General features: G+C 66.9%; 20 protein-coding genes and 1 pseudogene. 7 read left to right on the top strand and 14 right to left on the bottom strand.

What is annotated here, in order from left to right; translation table 11 throughout:
- Both Q7T84_RS14825 and petA read right to left on the bottom strand, forming a co-directional pair.
- A pseudogene (locus tag Q7T84_RS14825) lies at nucleotides 1-227 on the bottom strand (cytochrome b/b6); the annotation flags it as partial.
- Nucleotides 228-232: 5 nt separating this feature from the next.
- Nucleotides 233-787, bottom strand: a complete 555-nt coding sequence (gene petA, locus Q7T84_RS14820; RefSeq protein ID WP_304810307.1) for a ubiquinol-cytochrome c reductase iron-sulfur subunit — start codon at nucleotides 785-787, stop codon at nucleotides 233-235.
- Between the two features lie 228 nt (nucleotides 788-1,015).
- Here petA and Q7T84_RS14815 point away from each other — a divergent pair, with 228 nt between their 5' ends.
- The gene (locus Q7T84_RS14815; protein WP_304810305.1) at nucleotides 1,016-1,474 is read left to right on the top strand and encodes a tRNA (cytidine(34)-2'-O)-methyltransferase; all 459 of its coding nucleotides are present in this window, start codon (nucleotides 1,016-1,018) and stop codon (nucleotides 1,472-1,474) included.
- Nucleotides 1,471-2,349, top strand: coding sequence for an oxygen-dependent coproporphyrinogen oxidase (hemF, locus tag Q7T84_RS14810; protein WP_304810303.1), 879 nt, complete (start codon nucleotides 1,471-1,473; stop codon nucleotides 2,347-2,349). The genes Q7T84_RS14815 and hemF overlap by 4 nt, the downstream gene beginning before the upstream one ends.
- A 17-nt stretch (nucleotides 2,350-2,366) precedes the next feature.
- On the opposite strand, the gene Q7T84_RS14805 is transcribed toward hemF, so the two are convergent.
- The 6 genes from Q7T84_RS14805 to Q7T84_RS14780 form a co-directional block, all read right to left on the bottom strand.
- On the bottom strand, nucleotides 2,367-3,065 hold the full coding sequence (locus tag Q7T84_RS14805; protein ID WP_304810300.1) for a type 1 glutamine amidotransferase: 699 nt from the start codon (nucleotides 3,063-3,065) through the stop codon (nucleotides 2,367-2,369).
- A gap of 17 nt (nucleotides 3,066-3,082) precedes the next feature.
- Nucleotides 3,083-4,297, bottom strand: coding sequence for a CCA tRNA nucleotidyltransferase (locus Q7T84_RS14800; protein WP_304810295.1), 1,215 nt, complete (start codon nucleotides 4,295-4,297; stop codon nucleotides 3,083-3,085).
- A 26-nt stretch (nucleotides 4,298-4,323) separates the two neighbouring features.
- Nucleotides 4,324-4,590 (bottom strand): hypothetical protein, encoded by a 267-nt coding sequence (locus Q7T84_RS14795; protein ID WP_304810293.1) that lies wholly within the window; start codon nucleotides 4,588-4,590, stop codon nucleotides 4,324-4,326.
- A 1-nt stretch (nucleotide 4,591) separates the two neighbouring features.
- On the bottom strand, nucleotides 4,592-5,233 hold the full coding sequence (locus Q7T84_RS14790; RefSeq protein WP_304810291.1) for a CoA pyrophosphatase: 642 nt from the start codon (nucleotides 5,231-5,233) through the stop codon (nucleotides 4,592-4,594).
- Nucleotides 5,230-5,808: a DUF1285 domain-containing protein gene (locus Q7T84_RS14785; RefSeq protein WP_304810309.1), complete on the bottom strand. Its 579-nt coding sequence runs from the start codon at nucleotides 5,806-5,808 to the stop codon at nucleotides 5,230-5,232. The genes Q7T84_RS14790 and Q7T84_RS14785 overlap by 4 nt, the downstream gene beginning before the upstream one ends.
- Nucleotides 5,809-5,880: 72 nt before the next feature.
- Nucleotides 5,881-6,366: a GNAT family N-acetyltransferase gene (locus tag Q7T84_RS14780; protein ID WP_304810289.1), complete on the bottom strand. Its 486-nt coding sequence runs from the start codon at nucleotides 6,364-6,366 to the stop codon at nucleotides 5,881-5,883.
- Between the two features lie 238 nt (nucleotides 6,367-6,604).
- On the opposite strand from Q7T84_RS14780, the gene Q7T84_RS14775 reads away from it, so the two are divergent.
- Both Q7T84_RS14775 and Q7T84_RS14770 read left to right on the top strand, forming a co-directional pair.
- Complete coding sequence (locus tag Q7T84_RS14775; protein ID WP_304810287.1) at nucleotides 6,605-7,867, top strand: MFS transporter; 1,263 nt, start codon at nucleotides 6,605-6,607, stop codon at nucleotides 7,865-7,867.
- 32 nt (nucleotides 7,868-7,899) lie between these two features.
- Complete coding sequence (locus Q7T84_RS14770) at nucleotides 7,900-8,829, top strand: SDR family NAD(P)-dependent oxidoreductase (protein WP_304810285.1); 930 nt, start codon at nucleotides 7,900-7,902, stop codon at nucleotides 8,827-8,829.
- 72 nt (nucleotides 8,830-8,901) lie between these two features.
- Here Q7T84_RS14770 and Q7T84_RS14765 read toward each other — a convergent pair whose 3' ends face one another.
- A complete protein-coding gene (locus Q7T84_RS14765) occupies nucleotides 8,902-9,498 on the bottom strand; it encodes a GNAT family N-acetyltransferase (protein WP_304810283.1) in 597 nt (198 codons plus the stop codon).
- Nucleotides 9,499-9,577: 79 nt separating this feature from the next.
- On the opposite strand from Q7T84_RS14765, the gene Q7T84_RS14760 reads away from it, so the two are divergent.
- The gene (locus Q7T84_RS14760) at nucleotides 9,578-9,988 is read left to right on the top strand and encodes a hypothetical protein (RefSeq protein WP_304810281.1); all 411 of its coding nucleotides are present in this window, start codon (nucleotides 9,578-9,580) and stop codon (nucleotides 9,986-9,988) included.
- An 8-nt stretch (nucleotides 9,989-9,996) separates the two neighbouring features.
- On the opposite strand, the gene Q7T84_RS14755 is transcribed toward Q7T84_RS14760, so the two are convergent.
- A complete protein-coding gene (locus Q7T84_RS14755; RefSeq protein ID WP_304810279.1) occupies nucleotides 9,997-10,431 on the bottom strand; it encodes a tautomerase family protein in 435 nt (144 codons plus the stop codon).
- Nucleotides 10,432-10,526: 95 nt separating this feature from the next.
- Between Q7T84_RS14755 and Q7T84_RS14750 the strand changes: the two genes are divergently transcribed.
- The gene (locus Q7T84_RS14750; RefSeq protein WP_304810277.1) at nucleotides 10,527-11,078 is read left to right on the top strand and encodes a TetR/AcrR family transcriptional regulator; all 552 of its coding nucleotides are present in this window, start codon (nucleotides 10,527-10,529) and stop codon (nucleotides 11,076-11,078) included.
- A 73-nt stretch (nucleotides 11,079-11,151) separates the two neighbouring features.
- Entirely contained in the window at nucleotides 11,152-11,502 is a 351-nt protein-coding gene (locus Q7T84_RS14745) for a DUF3147 family protein (protein WP_304810275.1), read from the top strand.
- On the opposite strand, the gene Q7T84_RS14740 is transcribed toward Q7T84_RS14745, so the two are convergent.
- From Q7T84_RS14740 to Q7T84_RS14725, 4 genes are read right to left on the bottom strand one after another with little or no spacing between them, the layout of a single operon-like run.
- Nucleotides 11,499-11,978 (bottom strand): GNAT family N-acetyltransferase, encoded by a 480-nt coding sequence (locus Q7T84_RS14740; protein WP_304810273.1) that lies wholly within the window; start codon nucleotides 11,976-11,978, stop codon nucleotides 11,499-11,501. The genes Q7T84_RS14745 and Q7T84_RS14740 overlap by 4 nt on opposite strands.
- Entirely contained in the window at nucleotides 11,975-12,832 is an 858-nt protein-coding gene (locus tag Q7T84_RS14735) for an NAD(P)-dependent oxidoreductase (protein WP_304810271.1), read from the bottom strand. The genes Q7T84_RS14740 and Q7T84_RS14735 overlap by 4 nt, the downstream gene beginning before the upstream one ends.
- Nucleotides 12,829-13,788, bottom strand: a complete 960-nt coding sequence (locus tag Q7T84_RS14730; RefSeq protein ID WP_304810269.1) for an oxidoreductase — start codon at nucleotides 13,786-13,788, stop codon at nucleotides 12,829-12,831. Before Q7T84_RS14730 ends, Q7T84_RS14735 begins: the two co-directional genes overlap by 4 nt.
- Before the next feature lie 5 nt (nucleotides 13,789-13,793).
- Complete coding sequence (locus tag Q7T84_RS14725; RefSeq protein ID WP_304810267.1) at nucleotides 13,794-14,573, bottom strand: enoyl-CoA hydratase-related protein; 780 nt, start codon at nucleotides 14,571-14,573, stop codon at nucleotides 13,794-13,796.
- Nucleotides 14,574-14,602: the final 29 nt, after the last annotated feature.

The following is a 14,602-nucleotide window of genomic DNA, read 5'->3' as shown; positions in this document are numbered from 1 at the left end:
AAGGCGTGGTCGACGTGCGGCACATAGTGCATGGCCAGCACGATACCGGTGACCAGCTGAATGCCGAGGCAGACCGCCAGGATGCCGCCGAAGGTCCACCAGTAGTTCAGGTTCTTCGGGGTCGGGAAATCAATGATGCTGTCATACGCGAGGCGCACGACAGGCAGACGGACGTCGAGCCAACGCTCGATGCCGGTCTTGGGTTCGTAGTTCGAATGTCCGCTCATCGGTCTTAGCCCACCTTGACCTTGGTGTCGGAAAGGAAGGCGTAGTCGGGCACCGCGAGGTTCTTCGGAGCCGGTCCCTTACGGATACGGCCCGAGGTGTCATAGTGCGAACCGTGGCACGGGCAGAACCAGCCGCCGAAATCACCGCCGCCGAACGTGGGCACGCAGCCCAGGTGCGTGCAGGTGCCGATGACGACCAGCCACTCGGCCTTGCCCGGCTTGTGACGCTCTTCATCGGTCTGCGGGTCGCGCAGATCGGCATGGTCGTCCTTGATCGCCGCGGCGATCTCGGCGCCCGTGCGCTTACGGATGAACAGCGGCTTACCGCGCCACTTGATCACAACCTGCTGGCCCAGTTCGACCTTGGTCAGATCGAACTCGACCGAGGCGAGCGCCAGCGTATCGCCGGCTGGGTTCATCTGATCGATGAACGGCCAGGCGAGACTCGCGACGGCGCCACCGGCCGCGACGGCCGCTGCGATATGAATAAAATCACGCCGGTTCGGGTCGTCGCCCGCGGCATGCGTATCGGGATTTGCGCCCACGACGGTGTCGGCCACCTTAAAGCTACCCTTCGTTTGGGGCCGCAAGGACCGCGACCCTTCGGACCGCACCGAAAATCGGAGCGATCCCGCCTTCGACCCTGCCAGACGTTCTGATAAGGCCATCGGAACGACAACGCTGGAGCAGCGACGAAACCCTCGGAAGAGTTGCGGATTGCTGTTCGCAACCCACCTTCCGCGATTCGCCCCACGCCCCGGCCTCATCCCGTGGCTGGACCGCTTAGAATGCTGCTCGCGCTTTTTCAACCGGACATTCCGCAAAACCTTGGCGCGGCTCTTCGTCTCGGGGCCTGTATGGGGGTCTCCGTGCACGTCATCGAGCCCTGTGGATTCCCCCTCTCAGACAAGGCTATCCGGCGCGCAGCAATGGATTACGGCGAACCGGCCGACGTTACGCGGCACCCCGGATGGGCCGAATTTCACGCCGGACGCCAAGGACGAATTGTATTGTTCAGCACCAAGGCCGCGAGCCCTTTGCACGACTTCAGTTTCCGCCCGGACGACATATTGCTGTTCGGCCGAGAGAGCGTTGGCGTCCCCGAAGAGGTTCATGAGGCCTCTGACGAGCGGGTGTTCATTCCGCTGACCGCGGGCCGGCGCTCGCTGAACGTGACGGTTTCTGCGGCGATTGGGCTCTCCGAGGCGTTGCGCCAGACCGGGCAATTTCCTAAGCCACCGACATGACGACCCTACCGCCCGAGATCGAAGCGCGCCGCGCGCGCACCAAGGAATGGTTCGAGGCCCTGCAGCTGCGCATCATCGCGGCGCTGGAGCAGCTTGAGGACGAGGCGCCCGCCGACCTCTATCCGGAACCGGCTGGCCGCTTCGACATGCGCCCGTGGACCCGTGAAACCGGGGTCGGCGGCGGTATTGGCGGCCACTTCACGGGCCGGCTGTTCGAAAAGGCCGCAGTGCACACCTCCGCGGCGACCAGCCGGTTCTCGCCGGAGATGGCGGCCCAGATGCCCGGCGCGGACCAGGACCCGTCCTATGTCTCGGCCAGCATCAGCCTGATCGTCCACCCGCGCTCGCCGCGCGTGCCGACCGTGCACATGAACACCCGCTTCCTCTCGACCGCCGTGAGCTGGTTCGGGGGCGGCGCCGACCTGACGCCGATGGTCGACGAACAGCGCAGCCAGGAGGCTGACGACGCCGTGCTGTTTCATGCGGCGATGAAGGCCGCGTGCGATGCCTATGATCCTGATTGGCATGAGAAATATCGCGCCTGGTGCGACGAGTATTTCTTCCTGCCGCATCGGAACGAGACGCGCGGCGTCGGCGGTATTTTCTACGACCGCCACGACTCCGGAGATTTCGAAAAGGACTTCGCCTTCACCCGCGCCGTTGGCGAGGCGTTCCTCGACGTCTATCCCAAGATCGTGCGCCACCGGATGAGCGAGCCCTGGACAGAACAGGACCGCCGAGAGCAGCTCCTGCGCCGCGGCCGCTATGTTGAGTTCAACCTGCTCTACGACCGCGGCACGATGTTCGGCCTCAAGGCCGGCGGCAATATCGACACGATCCTATCATCCATGCCGCCGATGGTGAGCTGGGCGTAAGTAGGCGGCGCCGCCCTCTAGGCGCTTTCCAAGAACCGCTGGAGCCAGGCGCCAACCCTTAGGCGGTCATCGGGCTGCTCGTAGCTCATGACGGCCTTGTCGGCCTGCTCGTCCGTGTAGCGGCTGCCTCGCCGGTTCTCGATCAGCGCCCTGGCGTAGGCCGGCTCGAACTCCGGATGGAGTTGCAACGAGATCGCACGCGCCGGGCCATAGTCCAGCATTCCCATCGAGCAGAAATCGCTGCCGCCGATCACGCGCGCGCCGGGCGGCAGTTCGACCACCTGGTCCTGGTGCGAGGCGGGTACGGCGATCGGTTCAGGCGCGTCCATCCACGCCCTGGCCTCGTCTATGCGGTAGCGATGCAGACCAACGCCCCAGCCCTTGGGCGAGGCGATCACCTTGCCGCCGAACGCCTCGGCCATGACCTGGTGACCAAAACAAACGCCGACCAGCGGAACCTGCCCCTTCGCGCCGCGCAGGAAGTCCTTCAGCGGCTCGATCCAGGGCAGCGGGTCATAGACCCCCGCAGAGGAGCCGGTGACCACATAAGCCTCGCAGGCGTCGACCGCGCCCGGCAGCGCCCCGCCCGCGACGTCGAAGGTGGCGTAGTCATAGGCGGCCTCCCCGAACAGCCGCCGGAACATCGAAGGATAGTCGCCGAACCGCTCCTTGACGCCCGCCGGCGGCTCGCCGGTCTCGAGGATGCCGAGTTTCATACGGCCCTGCCCCATGCTCAATAGGCCATGCCCTGGGCCACGGCCTTCAGCTTCTCGATCGCCGAGAATTTGTCGTCGATGAAGTCGTGGTCGATCCACCAGTCCTCGACCTCGCGCAGGACCAGGCCGACCATCGGCCCCTTCGGCACGCCGGAATTGATCACGTCCTGGCCGGTGAGGGGGAACGGCGGCGGGGTCCAGCTCTCGGCCAGGGCCAGCAGGCCCCGCCACTGGTGGGTCGCGCCGGTTCGGCCGGCGTTGGCCCAGGCCAGCTTGATCCGGTCCGAGAAGGTCCCGACGCCGATCTGATAGACCGCGCGGCGGCTTTCGCGTGGGCTCATCCAGGAGGTGATGCGCGGCGTCTTGCCCATCGCCTGGATCAGCCGCTCCTTCTGGTCGTTGGAGAGCCGCAGCGCCTCGGCCGCCTTGCCGGCGCCGATCTGGTCATTGGGGACCAGGGTCGCCAGCCGCAGGACCGGGTCGTTGGTGAACAGTTGATCGACCTCGAACTCGATCATCGCATTGAAGGCGCTCAGGTCCTGAGCCGCCGGCAGCAACTCAGCTAGCACCCCGGTCTGGGCCATCAGGGCGAGCGCTGGACGCGGGTCATAGGCGGCCAGCAGCTTCAGCAGCTCCTTGGCCACCCGCTCGGCCGCGAGGTTCTTCAGCAGCCCCTTACCAGCGGTGCAGGCGGCCACCGCCGCGGCGTCCGGCTCGCCCTTGCCGTACCAGGCCAGGAACCGGAAGAACCGCAGTATCCGCAGCGAGTCTTCCTCGATCCGCGTCGCGGCGTCGCCGACGAAGACGATTCGGCCGGCCTGCGCATCGGCCACGCCCTGGCCGGTGGGGTCGAACAGATTGCCCTCGCGGTCGCAATAGACGGCGTTCAGGTTGAAATCGCGACGCTGGGCGTCCTCGCTCCAATCCTGGGTGAAGGCCACCACCGCCCGCCGGCCATCGGTGGCGACGTCGCGGCGCAAGGTGGTGATCTCAAAGGGCTGTCCGCCCGCCACCGCCGTGATGGTCCCGTGGTCGATCCCGGTCGGCACCGCCTTCAAGCCCGCCGCGACCAAGGCTTGCGTCACCTGATCAGGCGTCAGGATGGTGGCGATGTCCAGGTCGCCCACCGGCTGACCGATGAGCGCGTTGCGCACGCAGCCTCCGACGAACCGGGCGCAGCCGGGACCGCCCTTGGCCTCCAGCGCGTCGAACACCGGGGCGGCGGTCTTCATCCAGGGCTTTTGGCCAATGCTGTGCGTCACTTCGAGGGCGCCTTCTTTTCAAAATGGCCGGGCGTCACGCGACCGCCCGAAGTCACCTCCGCGGGGACATAGGTGTCCTCGCGATTGTCGTCATGGAACAACGCGCTCGCCATCAACGAGAGCCCGAACAGCAGGCCGGCGGCGGCCACCAGCCAGACCCAGGGCGTGGCTCCCATCGGCCGCCCGGTGCGCCGGGCGACCTCGCGCCAGATGAACCAGGCGATAAACGGGACTGCGATCAACAAGAGGCGGAATATGAGCATCCTAGGCGACCGCCGCCCCGTAGAGGCGATCATAGAGCGCGCGCAGCATTCCGGCCGTCGCGCCCCAGATGAACCGGTCCTCATGGGTCATGGCGTAAAACCGGCGAGTCTCGCCTGTCGGCGCCTGGCGCTCATGCTGTTCGTGATTGGCTGGATCCATGAGGAAGCCGAACGGCGTCTCGAAGATGTCGGCCACCTCGGCCGGATTGGCTTGCAGCGCAAAGCCCGGCTGGATGAACCCCACCACCGGAGTGACCAAAAACCCGGTCCCCGTGCGGTAAGGTGAGGAGAGCCCGGCCAGCGACACATAGTCGGGCGCGAGCCCCACCTCCTCGTGCGCCTCACGCAAGGCCGTCTGCCAGATGGTCTCGCCAGGATCGCAGCGGCCGCCCGGCAGGGCGATCTGGCCTGTGTGACGGCGCAAGGTATCGGCCCGGCGGGTGAGCAGCACCGAATAGCCATGCTCGCGCTCGATCAGGCCGACCAGCACGGCGGCCGGCATCAGCTCCACCGGCTCATTTGGAAAGGCGTTGGAGCCGAGGTCGAAGTCGGAGGTCACGGCGGACGAGCGCCCCTCCTCCAGCGGATCCAGATGATGCTCGATCCAGGCGCGCAGTTCGCCAGCCGGCGCGGTTGGGCTCACAGGCGGTGCGCCCCCGCAGGGCCGACCGGGAACCAGGCGCCGTTCGACTCAACGCCCAGGCGCGGCCCTTCGGCGGTGTCGCGCTCCTGCGCCATCTCCACCAGTTCGTAGAAGACCGGGCGGGCGATCAGGGCGTCGAGCCCGCGCCGGACATGCAGATAGGGGCGTGGCTCGCCGGTGGCCGCGTCCATTTCGATTCGAATTTCGTTGTCGGGTCCCGCCTCGACCTCGTCGCCGACATTGGTCAGGAACTTCAGCGCCTCGCCCTCGCGGTCCACGCGGGTGGCGATGAAGGGCGCGTCCTCGACGGTGATCTTCATCTTCTCGACCGGCGTCACCAGGTGGAAGCCGTCAGGATCCTTGCGCAACACCGTTGAAAACAGCCGCACCAGGGCTTCACGGCCGATCGGCGAGCCTTCGTGGAACCACAGGCCGTCCTTGCGGATGACGATGTCGATCTCGCCGCAATGGGCCGGATTCCACAGATGCACGGGCGGCAAGCCGCGTCCGGGGGCCTGCGCCTTGGCCGCGGCGATAACGCCTTCGAGGCCGGGTCGTGCTGTGATGTCTCCCATGACGGACAAGGTAAGGCCCCGGACGCCTCGCCTCAATGGCGACGCAGGGTCAAGCGTCGCCTTGAGGCCCGATCAGGCGGTGACAAGGCCCGTAAGATCGCTCGCGCCGAGCACCAGGACCCGGCGTTGATCGACCGGGCCGGGCAACCGCACGTCCTTGGCCGCGGCGACGGAATAGCCGAACCGGCCGAAATAGGGTTCGTCGCCGACCAACACCACCGGATAGCCAGCCGCTTGAGCCGCGGCGCTGGCGCGCTGCACCAGGTCGCCGCCGGTCCCAAACTTGCGCGCCTCAGCCAGCACCGCCAACGGCCCCAGGAACATCGCGGGCTGTCCGCCGACATAGATCGCCCACATGCGGACCGAGCCGACCAGCCGTCCGCCATCCCAGGCGCAGAACGACATCTCGGGACGAAACTCGGCGAACTCCCGCACGCGCTCGGAGACCTTGGTGAAACGGCCAGGTCCGAAGGCGTGGTCGAGCAGCGCCTCGATGGCGCCGGCGTCCTGGGGTTGTTCTTGGGTGAAGGCGAGGGCCTGTTCGGCGGGAACGATCATGTGCGGCTTTACGAACGACGTGGACTAAAGGGTCCGTCGCCGCGCGTGAAGCGCTGCGGGACGGAGGCTCAGTTGGCGCGGCTGGCGCGCTCGGTTCGTCGCTGGCGTCGCATGGACGTCGTCCCGTTCGTTCACGTAAGAGTGCGCGGCGATAAGGCCATGACAGCGCCGCGTCAATCGCGCGTTGCGGGCCGGGAAGCGGCGCGTCAAGTTGCCCCGCCCTCATTTCAGAGTTCCGATGACAGACGCCACCGCCGAAGAGCCCGACCAGCCCGTCTCGATCCGCGAGCTTCTCAAGCACACCGACTATGTGAAATTCTGGACGGCGCGCGTCGCCGCGACGCTCGGCGTGCAGATCCAGAGCGTCACGCTCGGCTGGCAGATGTACGCCGTGGCCCGCGAGACCATGGACGTCAAGCAGTCGGCCTTCTACGTCGGCATGATCGGGCTGGCGGCCTTCATCCCGGTGCTGCTGCTGTCCCCGTTCGCGGGCGAGACCGCCGACCGGCACGACCGGCGCAAGGTGCTGCTGATCTGCTACGCGGGCGAGATCACCACCGCGATCATCCTCGCCGCCGCCGCCATCTTCCACTTCGCTTCCATCCCGCTGCTGCTGGTGCTGTCGATGCTGTTCGGGGCCAGCCGCGCCTTCATGGGTCCCTCCTCGACAGCGCTTGGCCCGATGCTGGTGCCCAAGAGCCTGTTGCCGCGCGCCATCGCCTGGAACTCGCTGGCCTGGCAGGGCGGGTCGATCATCGGGCCGGCCATCGGCGGCCTGCTGCTGACCCACTCCACCGGCCTCGCCTACAGCGTCACCACCTGCCTCTACGTGCTGGCGGCGATCTGCGTGTTCCTGATCAAGGGCAACGCCAAGCCGGTGGTCCAGGTCGGGTCGCGCTGGGCGCTGATCAAGGAGGGGCTGGTCTACACCTGGACCAACAAGATCGTGTTCGGCGCCATCTCGCTCGACATGTTCGCCGTGCTGCTGGGCGGGGCCACAGCCCTGCTCCCGGTCTTCGCCCGCGACGTGCTGCATGTCGGACCCGAGGGCTTTGGCCTGCTCCGCGCGGGGCCGGCGATCGGCGCGACCCTGGTGGCCGTGGTGCTGGCGAGCTACCCGATCCGCAGGCATGCGGGCCTGATCATGTTCGCCGGCGTGGCGGTGTTCGGCGCCGCCACCATCGTATTCGGCCTGTCGAAATCCCTGCCGCTGTCGGTCTTCGCCCTGGCGGTGCTAGGCGGGGCCGACATGCTCAGCGTCTATGTCCGCCAGACCCTGATCCAGATCGTCACCCCCGACCACATGCGTGGGCGGGTGGCGGCGGTCTCATCGTTGTTCATCGGCGCCTCTAACGAACTAGGCGAGTTCGAGAGCGGTGTGGTGGCGAGGTTCTTCGGCCCCGTCGGCGCGGCGATCTTCGGCGGCGTCGGCGCGTTGATCGTCACCGGCACGTGGGCCAAACTCTTTCCCGCCTTGCGCAAGGCCGACCGGCTCGAATAACAAACACGGTATTCTTTTAGGGAGATAGAAACATGGGCGCTCTTTCAGGCAAGGTTGTATTGGTTACCGGCGGCGGCAACGGCATTGGCCGTGATTGCGCGCTGATCGCCGCACAAGAAGGCGCGAAGGTCGTGGTCAACGATCTGGGCGGCGGTCTGGGCGGCGGCGACGAAGGCTCGGCCGGTCCGGCTGAATCGGTCGCTCAGGAAATCCGCGCCGCTGGCGGCGAAGCGGTCTCCAACTCGGACAGCGTCACCGACCTCGACGCCGTCTACGGCATGGTCGAACAGGCCAAGAAGGAATTCGGCGGCCTGCACGCCGTGATCAATCCCGCCGGCATCCTGCGTGACGTGATGTTCCACAAGATGACCGAAGCCGAATGGGACTCCGTCATCGCCGTCCACATGCGCGGCTCGTTCAACGTGGCCCGTGCGACCATCGAGCTGTTCCGTGAACAGAACGACGGCTCCTACATGTTCTTCACCTCGACCTCGGGGCTGCTGGGCAACATCGGCCAAGCCAATTACGGCGCGGCCAAGATGGGGATCGCTGGTCTGTCGCGGATCATCGCCATGGAAGGCGCCCGCAACAACGTCCGTTCCAACTGCCTGGCGCCCGTCGCCTGGACCCGCATGACCCAGTCGGTCCCGGTGAAGGACGAAGCCGCCGCTGCCCGCCGCGCGGTGATGGCCGAGAAGATCCGCGCCGATCAGCCGGCCCGCCTGTCGGTGGCCCTGGTGACCCCGGCCGCGGCCCACATCTCGGGCCAGATCTTCGGCGCTTCGGGCGAGACGATCACCCTCTACAGCCAGCCCCGTCCGATCGCGACCGAGACCAAGGAATCGGGCTGGAGCGTCGATACGATCCTGTCGGAAGCCATGCCCGCCATGGCCGATAAGTTCTTCCCGCTCTCGCGGCCGGCGCTCGCCAGCCAGGGCGCGGAGCCGGCCAAGGCCGGCTAAGGCTCAGCACCTATCGGTGATGATACTGGCGGCGGCGATCCTTCGGGGTCGCCGCCGTTTTCATATCCGGGCCTAGAGCCGGTGCAGCCGGGTCCATTGATCGCGGCTCATCTCCCAATAGATCGAACGGCGGATCGAGCCGTCGGGGCGCATGCTCTCGCGCTCGCCCATCCGCTCGAACCCGGCCCCGTCGATGGCGGCGGCCGAGCGCACATTGTCCAGGGCCGCCGTCAGGCCGATCAGCCGCACGCCCAATGTCTCAAACATCCAGGCGATCGAACGCGCCACGCCCAGCCGCCCCTGGCCGCTGTTCTGGCGATCGGCGCGCGTCGCTCCGGCGATCTCGGCCGACGAGCGGTCCGGCCAGACCGCGAACCGCGAATAGCCGATGACCTCTCCAGCCTCGTCCAGGTTCACGGCCAAGACGCATTCGCCAGCCTGGCGCAGGGCCTCGCTTTCGGCCACCCAACGGGCGACATTTTCAGGGGTGATGGGCCGGGGCAGGTCATAGATCGGATCGGACACCCGCGGGTCCGACAGCAGGGCGGTCAGCCCCTCCACATGCTCGGGCCCAGCCACGACCTTGCCCTCGGCCGTGCGCACCGCCTGACGAATCGCGGCCTCTTCTTCCGGTGTGGCGACCAGGACGGTTTTCGGTGGTGCGCTCATGGCGTTCTCCTCCCCAGACGATCAGCTCGCCGGTTGGCCCGATTTTTGCTGCAGTCTAACCGACTAGGGGAGCCATCGCATGCAAGTCGGCGCATCCAGCCTCGCAAACAGCCTATTTGCGTCCGATCCGCTGAGCGCCTTGAACCAGGTCGGCAAGACCGACTCGGCAAGATCGACTCCGCCCAGCGCCGCCGATCTGGCCGCCCCAAAGGCCGAGGCCGCCAAGATCCGCCAACAGTCGGAGCTGGAGCAGATCCGCGACAAGGGCATCTACGCCTGGGCCCAGGAACAGAAGCTCGCGAAGCTGAAGGAGAAAATCCGCGCCGAGGTCATCGCTGAACGCGGCGGGTCGACCGACCTGGCGGCGATCGAAGGCGAAGTGGCCCGCCGGGTGCAGGAGGCCATGGAAGCGGCCCTCAAGGCGGAGGTCTCCGACGCCGCCAGGCGTGGCGAGGCGCCTAAACCGATGATCATCGACATCTCGGTTTAGGCCGGGCTTCAGGCCGGCTCGCGCGGCCCGACCGGGCTGGGCTTGTTCTCGGTGAACCAGCGCTGCTCGTCCTCGGTGTTCGGCAGCGGTGGGCGATGGCCCTCAATCGACCAGAGTTCGTAAGAGGTTTCATCGATGTGGAACTCCCACGAGAACCCTCGGTCGCCGATATAGGGCGCCAACGCGGCGTCGCACTGGCCGATCCACCAGGTCCGCGCCTCGGCGGTCGGCAGGGTTCGGGCGATGTGGTCCACCCAAATGCGCACGAAATTGTCCGCCGGCTCACCGCCGACATAGAACGAGTCCGCCGCGACTTCCTGGAACACCACGCCCACATAGAACTTGGGCAGACGGCTGTAGAGCGCGGTGATCGCCTCCGACAGCCCCTTCTTCTGCTCGGCGCTGAACGCCGCGACCGGGTGATAGATCTTCCAAAGCGGCATGGGCCGGCTCCCTTGAACAGCGACGCCATCGCCGCCTTGACTTCAACAATGACGATCATCATCATTGAGTCCAGCAGATCGTCAAGAGGGCAGCCATGAAAATCAGCAAGGCGCAGGCCGGCGAGAACCGCGACCGCATCGTCAGCGCCGCTTCCACGCTCTTCCGCGAACAGGGCTTCGACGGGGTCAGCGTCGGTGATTTGACCAAGGCGGCGGGCTTCACCCACGGCGGCTTCTACAATCACTTCAAGTCCAAGGACGTCTTGGCGGCCGAAGCGTTAGGCGCCGCCTTCGCGACCATGGCCGGGCATCGCGAACGCGCCCGCGATCTGCCCGAGATGCTCGCCCACTATCTCTCCCCGGCCGCGCGCAAGGCTCCGGGCAGGAGTTGCCCCGCCGCGGCCCTCGGCGGCGACGTGGGACGTCAATCCGATGATCTGAAGATGGTCTTCGCCGCCGGGGTCGAACAGATGATCGCCTCGGTCGAGGAGCGCCTGCCCCCAGGTCCCGGCCGCCGCGAGCGCGCGCTCGGCGTCGTCACACGCATGGTCGGCGCCCTGATGCTGGCCCGCGCGGTCCCCGACGGAGCCTTGGCTGACGAACTGCTGAACACCAACCTAAGCTTGGCGATCTCGGACGTGACCTGACCGGCCGCGGCCTTTTCCCCTCGACCAACATGCGCGGCACGCGGCAAGCTCGCCGCGAATTGGGGGAAGCTGGTTGGCCTATCTGATCATCAAGGCGCTGCTGTCGGGCGCGATCATCGCGGCGATCTCCGAGATCGCCAAGCGCAGCCCGGGCTTCGGGGCCCTGGTGGCTTCCCTGCCCCTGGTCTCGATCCTCGGCATGATCTGGTTGTGGCGCGACACCGGCGACGTCCAGCGGATCGCCGCCCACGCCGAGGCCACCTTCTGGTTCGTGCTGCCGTCCCTGCCGATGTTCCTGGTGATCCCGGCCCTGCTGCGGCGCGGCACGCCCTTCTGGACGGCGCTGGCGCTCGGCTGCGGCCTGACCGTCGGGCTCTACCTACTGATGACCTGGATCGGCCCCCGGCTCGGCCTCAAGCTTTAGCCGGCGGCCAGGGCCTTCAGCGGCTCGCCGGTCATCCGCCGGGTGATCCACTCGTTCAGCGCGGCCGCGCCGAGCGAATCGTAGAAGGCGATCGAGGGCGCGTTCCAGTCCAGGACCGCCCATTCCAGCCGCGCCAACCCTTGAGCCACGCAGCGCTTGGCCAGGGCGCGCAACAGCGCCTTGCCGGCGCCGAGTCCGCGAGCTTCCGGGACCACGAACAAGTCCTCCAGATAGATCCCGTGCCGGCCCTTGAAGGTCGAATAGTTGTAGAACCAGATCGCGAAGCCGACCGGCTCGCCGTCCGCCTCGGCGATGTCGCAAAACAGCCGCGGCGTCTCGCAGAACAGGTGCCCGGCAAGGTCCGCCTCGCTCGCCTCGACCTCGCCCAGCAGTTTCTCGTACTCGGCCAGGGCGCGGATGAAGCCGTAGATCAGCGCCGCGTCGGCGGGGGTCGCCTCCCGTATCGTCACGCTCATCCGACGACAACGCCGGGCGGTGGGACGGAGTCGGCCGGCACGAAGAAGTCCGGCATCAGCCGCGCGGTCGGGTCGACGCGGTACTTGTCGAAGTCCCGCTCGCCCTCGGCGTAGAGGACGCTGTCGTCGATCAGGAAGTTGCCGGTGAACTCGCGGGCCGACTTCACGAAGATCGCATGGGCGGCGTCGGCCATGATCTCCGGCGTGCGGCACTGCTTCATGCCCTCTTCCCCGGCCAGGGCGAACTTGATCGCCGCGGTGGCGATACCGGTGCGCGGCCAGAGCGCGTTGAAGGCGATGCCGTCGGCCTTGAACTCGGCCGCCATGCCCAACACGCACATGCTCATGCCGAACTTGGCCATGGTGTAGGCCGTGTGGCCCTCGAACCAGCGCGGGCTCATATCCAGCGGCGGCGACAGCATCAGGACGTGAGGATTGGCCGACTTCATCAGGTGAGGAATGCAGGCCTTGGAGGTCAGGAACGTACCGCGCGCATTGACCTGGTTCATCAGGTCGTAGCGCTTCATGTCGGTGGCCAGCGTGCCGGTCATCTGGATGGCCGAGGCGTTGTTCACACAGATATCGATCCCGCCGAACGCGGCGAGGGTCTTCTCCACCGCGTCATAGACGCTGGCCTCGTCGCGGACATCGACGATCAGCGGCAGCGCCTTGCCGCCGGCCTTCTCGATCTCCTCAGCCGCCGTATAGATCGTGCCCGGCAGGTGCTTGTGCGGTTCGGCGGTCTTGGCGGCGATGGCGATATTGGCCCCATCGCGGGCGGCGCGCAGGGCGATCGCCAGGCCGATGCCGCGGCTCGCGCCGGTGACGAAGAGCGTCTTGCCTTGCAGGCTCATGATCCCAGTCCCGTGGTTTCTTCCGAAATCACCCAGAGGCGCTCGGCCGCTTCTGGGTCCAGGGCGTGCGGCATCACCCCATGGACCGGATCGTCCTTGGTCCAGGGCGCGGCCTCGTGGCAGTCCTCGAGATAGAGCCCGCCGATCCCCTCAAGCTCCTCGCCGACCGCCGCCCAGACGCTGGTCGACGCGCCCTGCTCGGTCGTCTTGAAGCCCTCGCGGACATTGCCCTCGTCGTCCATCCAGCCCATGGCGACCATCTCCTCCTGGGGGAGATAGCGCTGCAGCGGGGTCATGATCCCGCCGGGCATGACGGCGTTGGCGGTGACGCCATGTTCCTCGAACCGCGCGGAGTAGCCCACGGCGAACAACGAGTTGGCGGTCTTGGATTGACCATAGGCCTCCCACTTGTCGTAGGGCCGGGTGCGATAGTGGATGTCGTCCCAGTTGATGCCGCTGCGTCGGTGGCCGATTGAGGACAGCTGGACGACGCGCGCCAGCCGGTCCTCTTCGGAGGCGTTCATCAGCGCCCGGGTCAGGCCCATGGTCAGGGCGAAGTGACCGAAGTGGTTGGTCCCGATCTGCAGTTCCAGGTCCTCGGCCGTGTGCAGCAACGGCGTGGCCATGACGCCCGCATTGTTGATCAGCACGTCCAGCGGCTGGTCGCCCCAGGCGTCGACGAACGAACCTACCGAGCCGAGACTGGCCAGGTCCAATGTCCCGGCCAGCACCCGGTCGGCGCCGATGCTCTGGTTGATCTCGGCGGCGACGCGCTCGCCGGCCACGCGGTCGCGGACCGCCAGCATGACGTCGGCTCCCGCTCCGGCCAGGGCTCGGGCTGTCTCCACCCCGATGCCGCTGGCGCCGCCCGTCACGATGATGTTCCAGCCCTCAAGGTCGTAATTGTTCACGACGATGCGGGCCGGGGTGAAGGCTTCGAAGCGGGACTTGATCATGGGACTTAGGCGACCTTTCCGAAGTCCGGCGCGCGCTTCTCGGCGAAGGCGGCGAAGGCTTCCTTGGCTTCCGGGGACTTGAGCTGGGCGGCGAAGTGCACGCCTTCCTCGTCCATGCGTGCGGCGATGCCTTCCGGATCGCGCATCAGCGCCTTGGTGATGGCGACGGCGGCCGGCGGACGGGCGGCGATCGCCTGGGCCGCGGCCAGGGCCTTGGCGCGCAGGTCGGCCAGCGGTACGGCGGCGTTGGCGATGCCCCAGTCGACGGCTTTCTTGGCGTCGACGGCCTCGCCCAACACGAACATCGAGAACGCGCGGGTATGACCGATACGGCTCGGCAAGGTCATGCTGGAGGCCGCTTCCGGCACCAGGGCCAGGTTCACGAACGGCGTGGTCAGCAGGGTGTCTTCGGACACATAGACCAGGTCGCAATGCAGCAGCATGGTGACGCCGACGCCGACCGCGCGACCGTTCACCGCGGCGACCAGCGGGGTGGTGGCGCGGGCCAGGGCGGCCAACAGCGGATTGCCGCCGCGGCGAGCCTCGCTGGCGTTCGATTCACCGGCGTTGACGGCGGCGAAGTCGGCCAGGTCGTTGCCGGCGGTGAACATGTCGCCATTGGCCTGGATCAGAACACAACGGACATCCTTGTCGAAGGCCGCCTGGTCGATGGCGTCGCCGAGCGACTGGTACATGGCGCGCGTCAGCGCGTTCTTCTTGTCCGGACGGTTCATGGTCAGCGTCAGCACGCCGCCGGACTTTTCGATGAGAATGTGATCGGACATGAAAATGCGCTCCCTAATACTTACAGCGT

The sequence above is a fragment of the Phenylobacterium sp. genome, assembly GCF_030654915.1.
Taxonomy (GTDB): Bacteria; Pseudomonadota; Alphaproteobacteria; order Caulobacterales; family Caulobacteraceae; genus Phenylobacterium.
This window is presented reverse-complemented; position numbering and strand designations above follow the sequence as displayed.

Excerpts from the sequence above, each read along its gene's own strand:
- Q7T84_RS14815 (WP_304810305.1), top strand. The coding sequence starts at position 1,016 with ATGCTGCTCGCGCTTTTTCAACCGGACATTCCGCAAAACCTTGGCGCG.
- hemF (WP_304810303.1), top strand. The coding sequence starts at position 1,471 with ATGACGACCCTACCGCCCGAGATCGAAGCGCGCCGCGCGCGCACCAAG.
- Q7T84_RS14805 (WP_304810300.1), bottom strand. The coding sequence starts at position 3,065 with ATGAAACTCGGCATCCTCGAGACCGGCGAGCCGCCGGCGGGCGTCAAG.
- Q7T84_RS14800 (WP_304810295.1), bottom strand. The coding sequence starts at position 4,297 with ATGAAGACCGCCGCCCCGGTGTTCGACGCGCTGGAGGCCAAGGGCGGT.
- Q7T84_RS14795 (WP_304810293.1), bottom strand. The coding sequence starts at position 4,590 with ATGCTCATATTCCGCCTCTTGTTGATCGCAGTCCCGTTTATCGCCTGG.
- Q7T84_RS14785 (WP_304810309.1), bottom strand. The coding sequence starts at position 5,808 with ATGGGAGACATCACAGCACGACCCGGCCTCGAAGGCGTTATCGCCGCG.
- Q7T84_RS14780 (WP_304810289.1), bottom strand. The coding sequence starts at position 6,366 with ATGATCGTTCCCGCCGAACAGGCCCTCGCCTTCACCCAAGAACAACCC.
- Q7T84_RS14775 (WP_304810287.1), top strand. The coding sequence starts at position 6,605 with ATGACAGACGCCACCGCCGAAGAGCCCGACCAGCCCGTCTCGATCCGC.
- Q7T84_RS14770 (WP_304810285.1), top strand. The coding sequence starts at position 7,900 with ATGGGCGCTCTTTCAGGCAAGGTTGTATTGGTTACCGGCGGCGGCAAC.
- Q7T84_RS14765 (WP_304810283.1), bottom strand. The coding sequence starts at position 9,498 with ATGAGCGCACCACCGAAAACCGTCCTGGTCGCCACACCGGAAGAAGAG.
- Q7T84_RS14760 (WP_304810281.1), top strand. The coding sequence starts at position 9,578 with ATGCAAGTCGGCGCATCCAGCCTCGCAAACAGCCTATTTGCGTCCGAT.
- Q7T84_RS14755 (WP_304810279.1), bottom strand. The coding sequence starts at position 10,431 with ATGCCGCTTTGGAAGATCTATCACCCGGTCGCGGCGTTCAGCGCCGAG.
- Q7T84_RS14750 (WP_304810277.1), top strand. The coding sequence starts at position 10,527 with ATGAAAATCAGCAAGGCGCAGGCCGGCGAGAACCGCGACCGCATCGTC.
- Q7T84_RS14740 (WP_304810273.1), bottom strand. The coding sequence starts at position 11,978 with ATGAGCGTGACGATACGGGAGGCGACCCCCGCCGACGCGGCGCTGATC.
- Q7T84_RS14735 (WP_304810271.1), bottom strand. The coding sequence starts at position 12,832 with ATGAGCCTGCAAGGCAAGACGCTCTTCGTCACCGGCGCGAGCCGCGGC.
- Q7T84_RS14730 (WP_304810269.1), bottom strand. The coding sequence starts at position 13,788 with ATGATCAAGTCCCGCTTCGAAGCCTTCACCCCGGCCCGCATCGTCGTG.
- Q7T84_RS14725 (WP_304810267.1), bottom strand. The coding sequence starts at position 14,573 with ATGTCCGATCACATTCTCATCGAAAAGTCCGGCGGCGTGCTGACGCTG.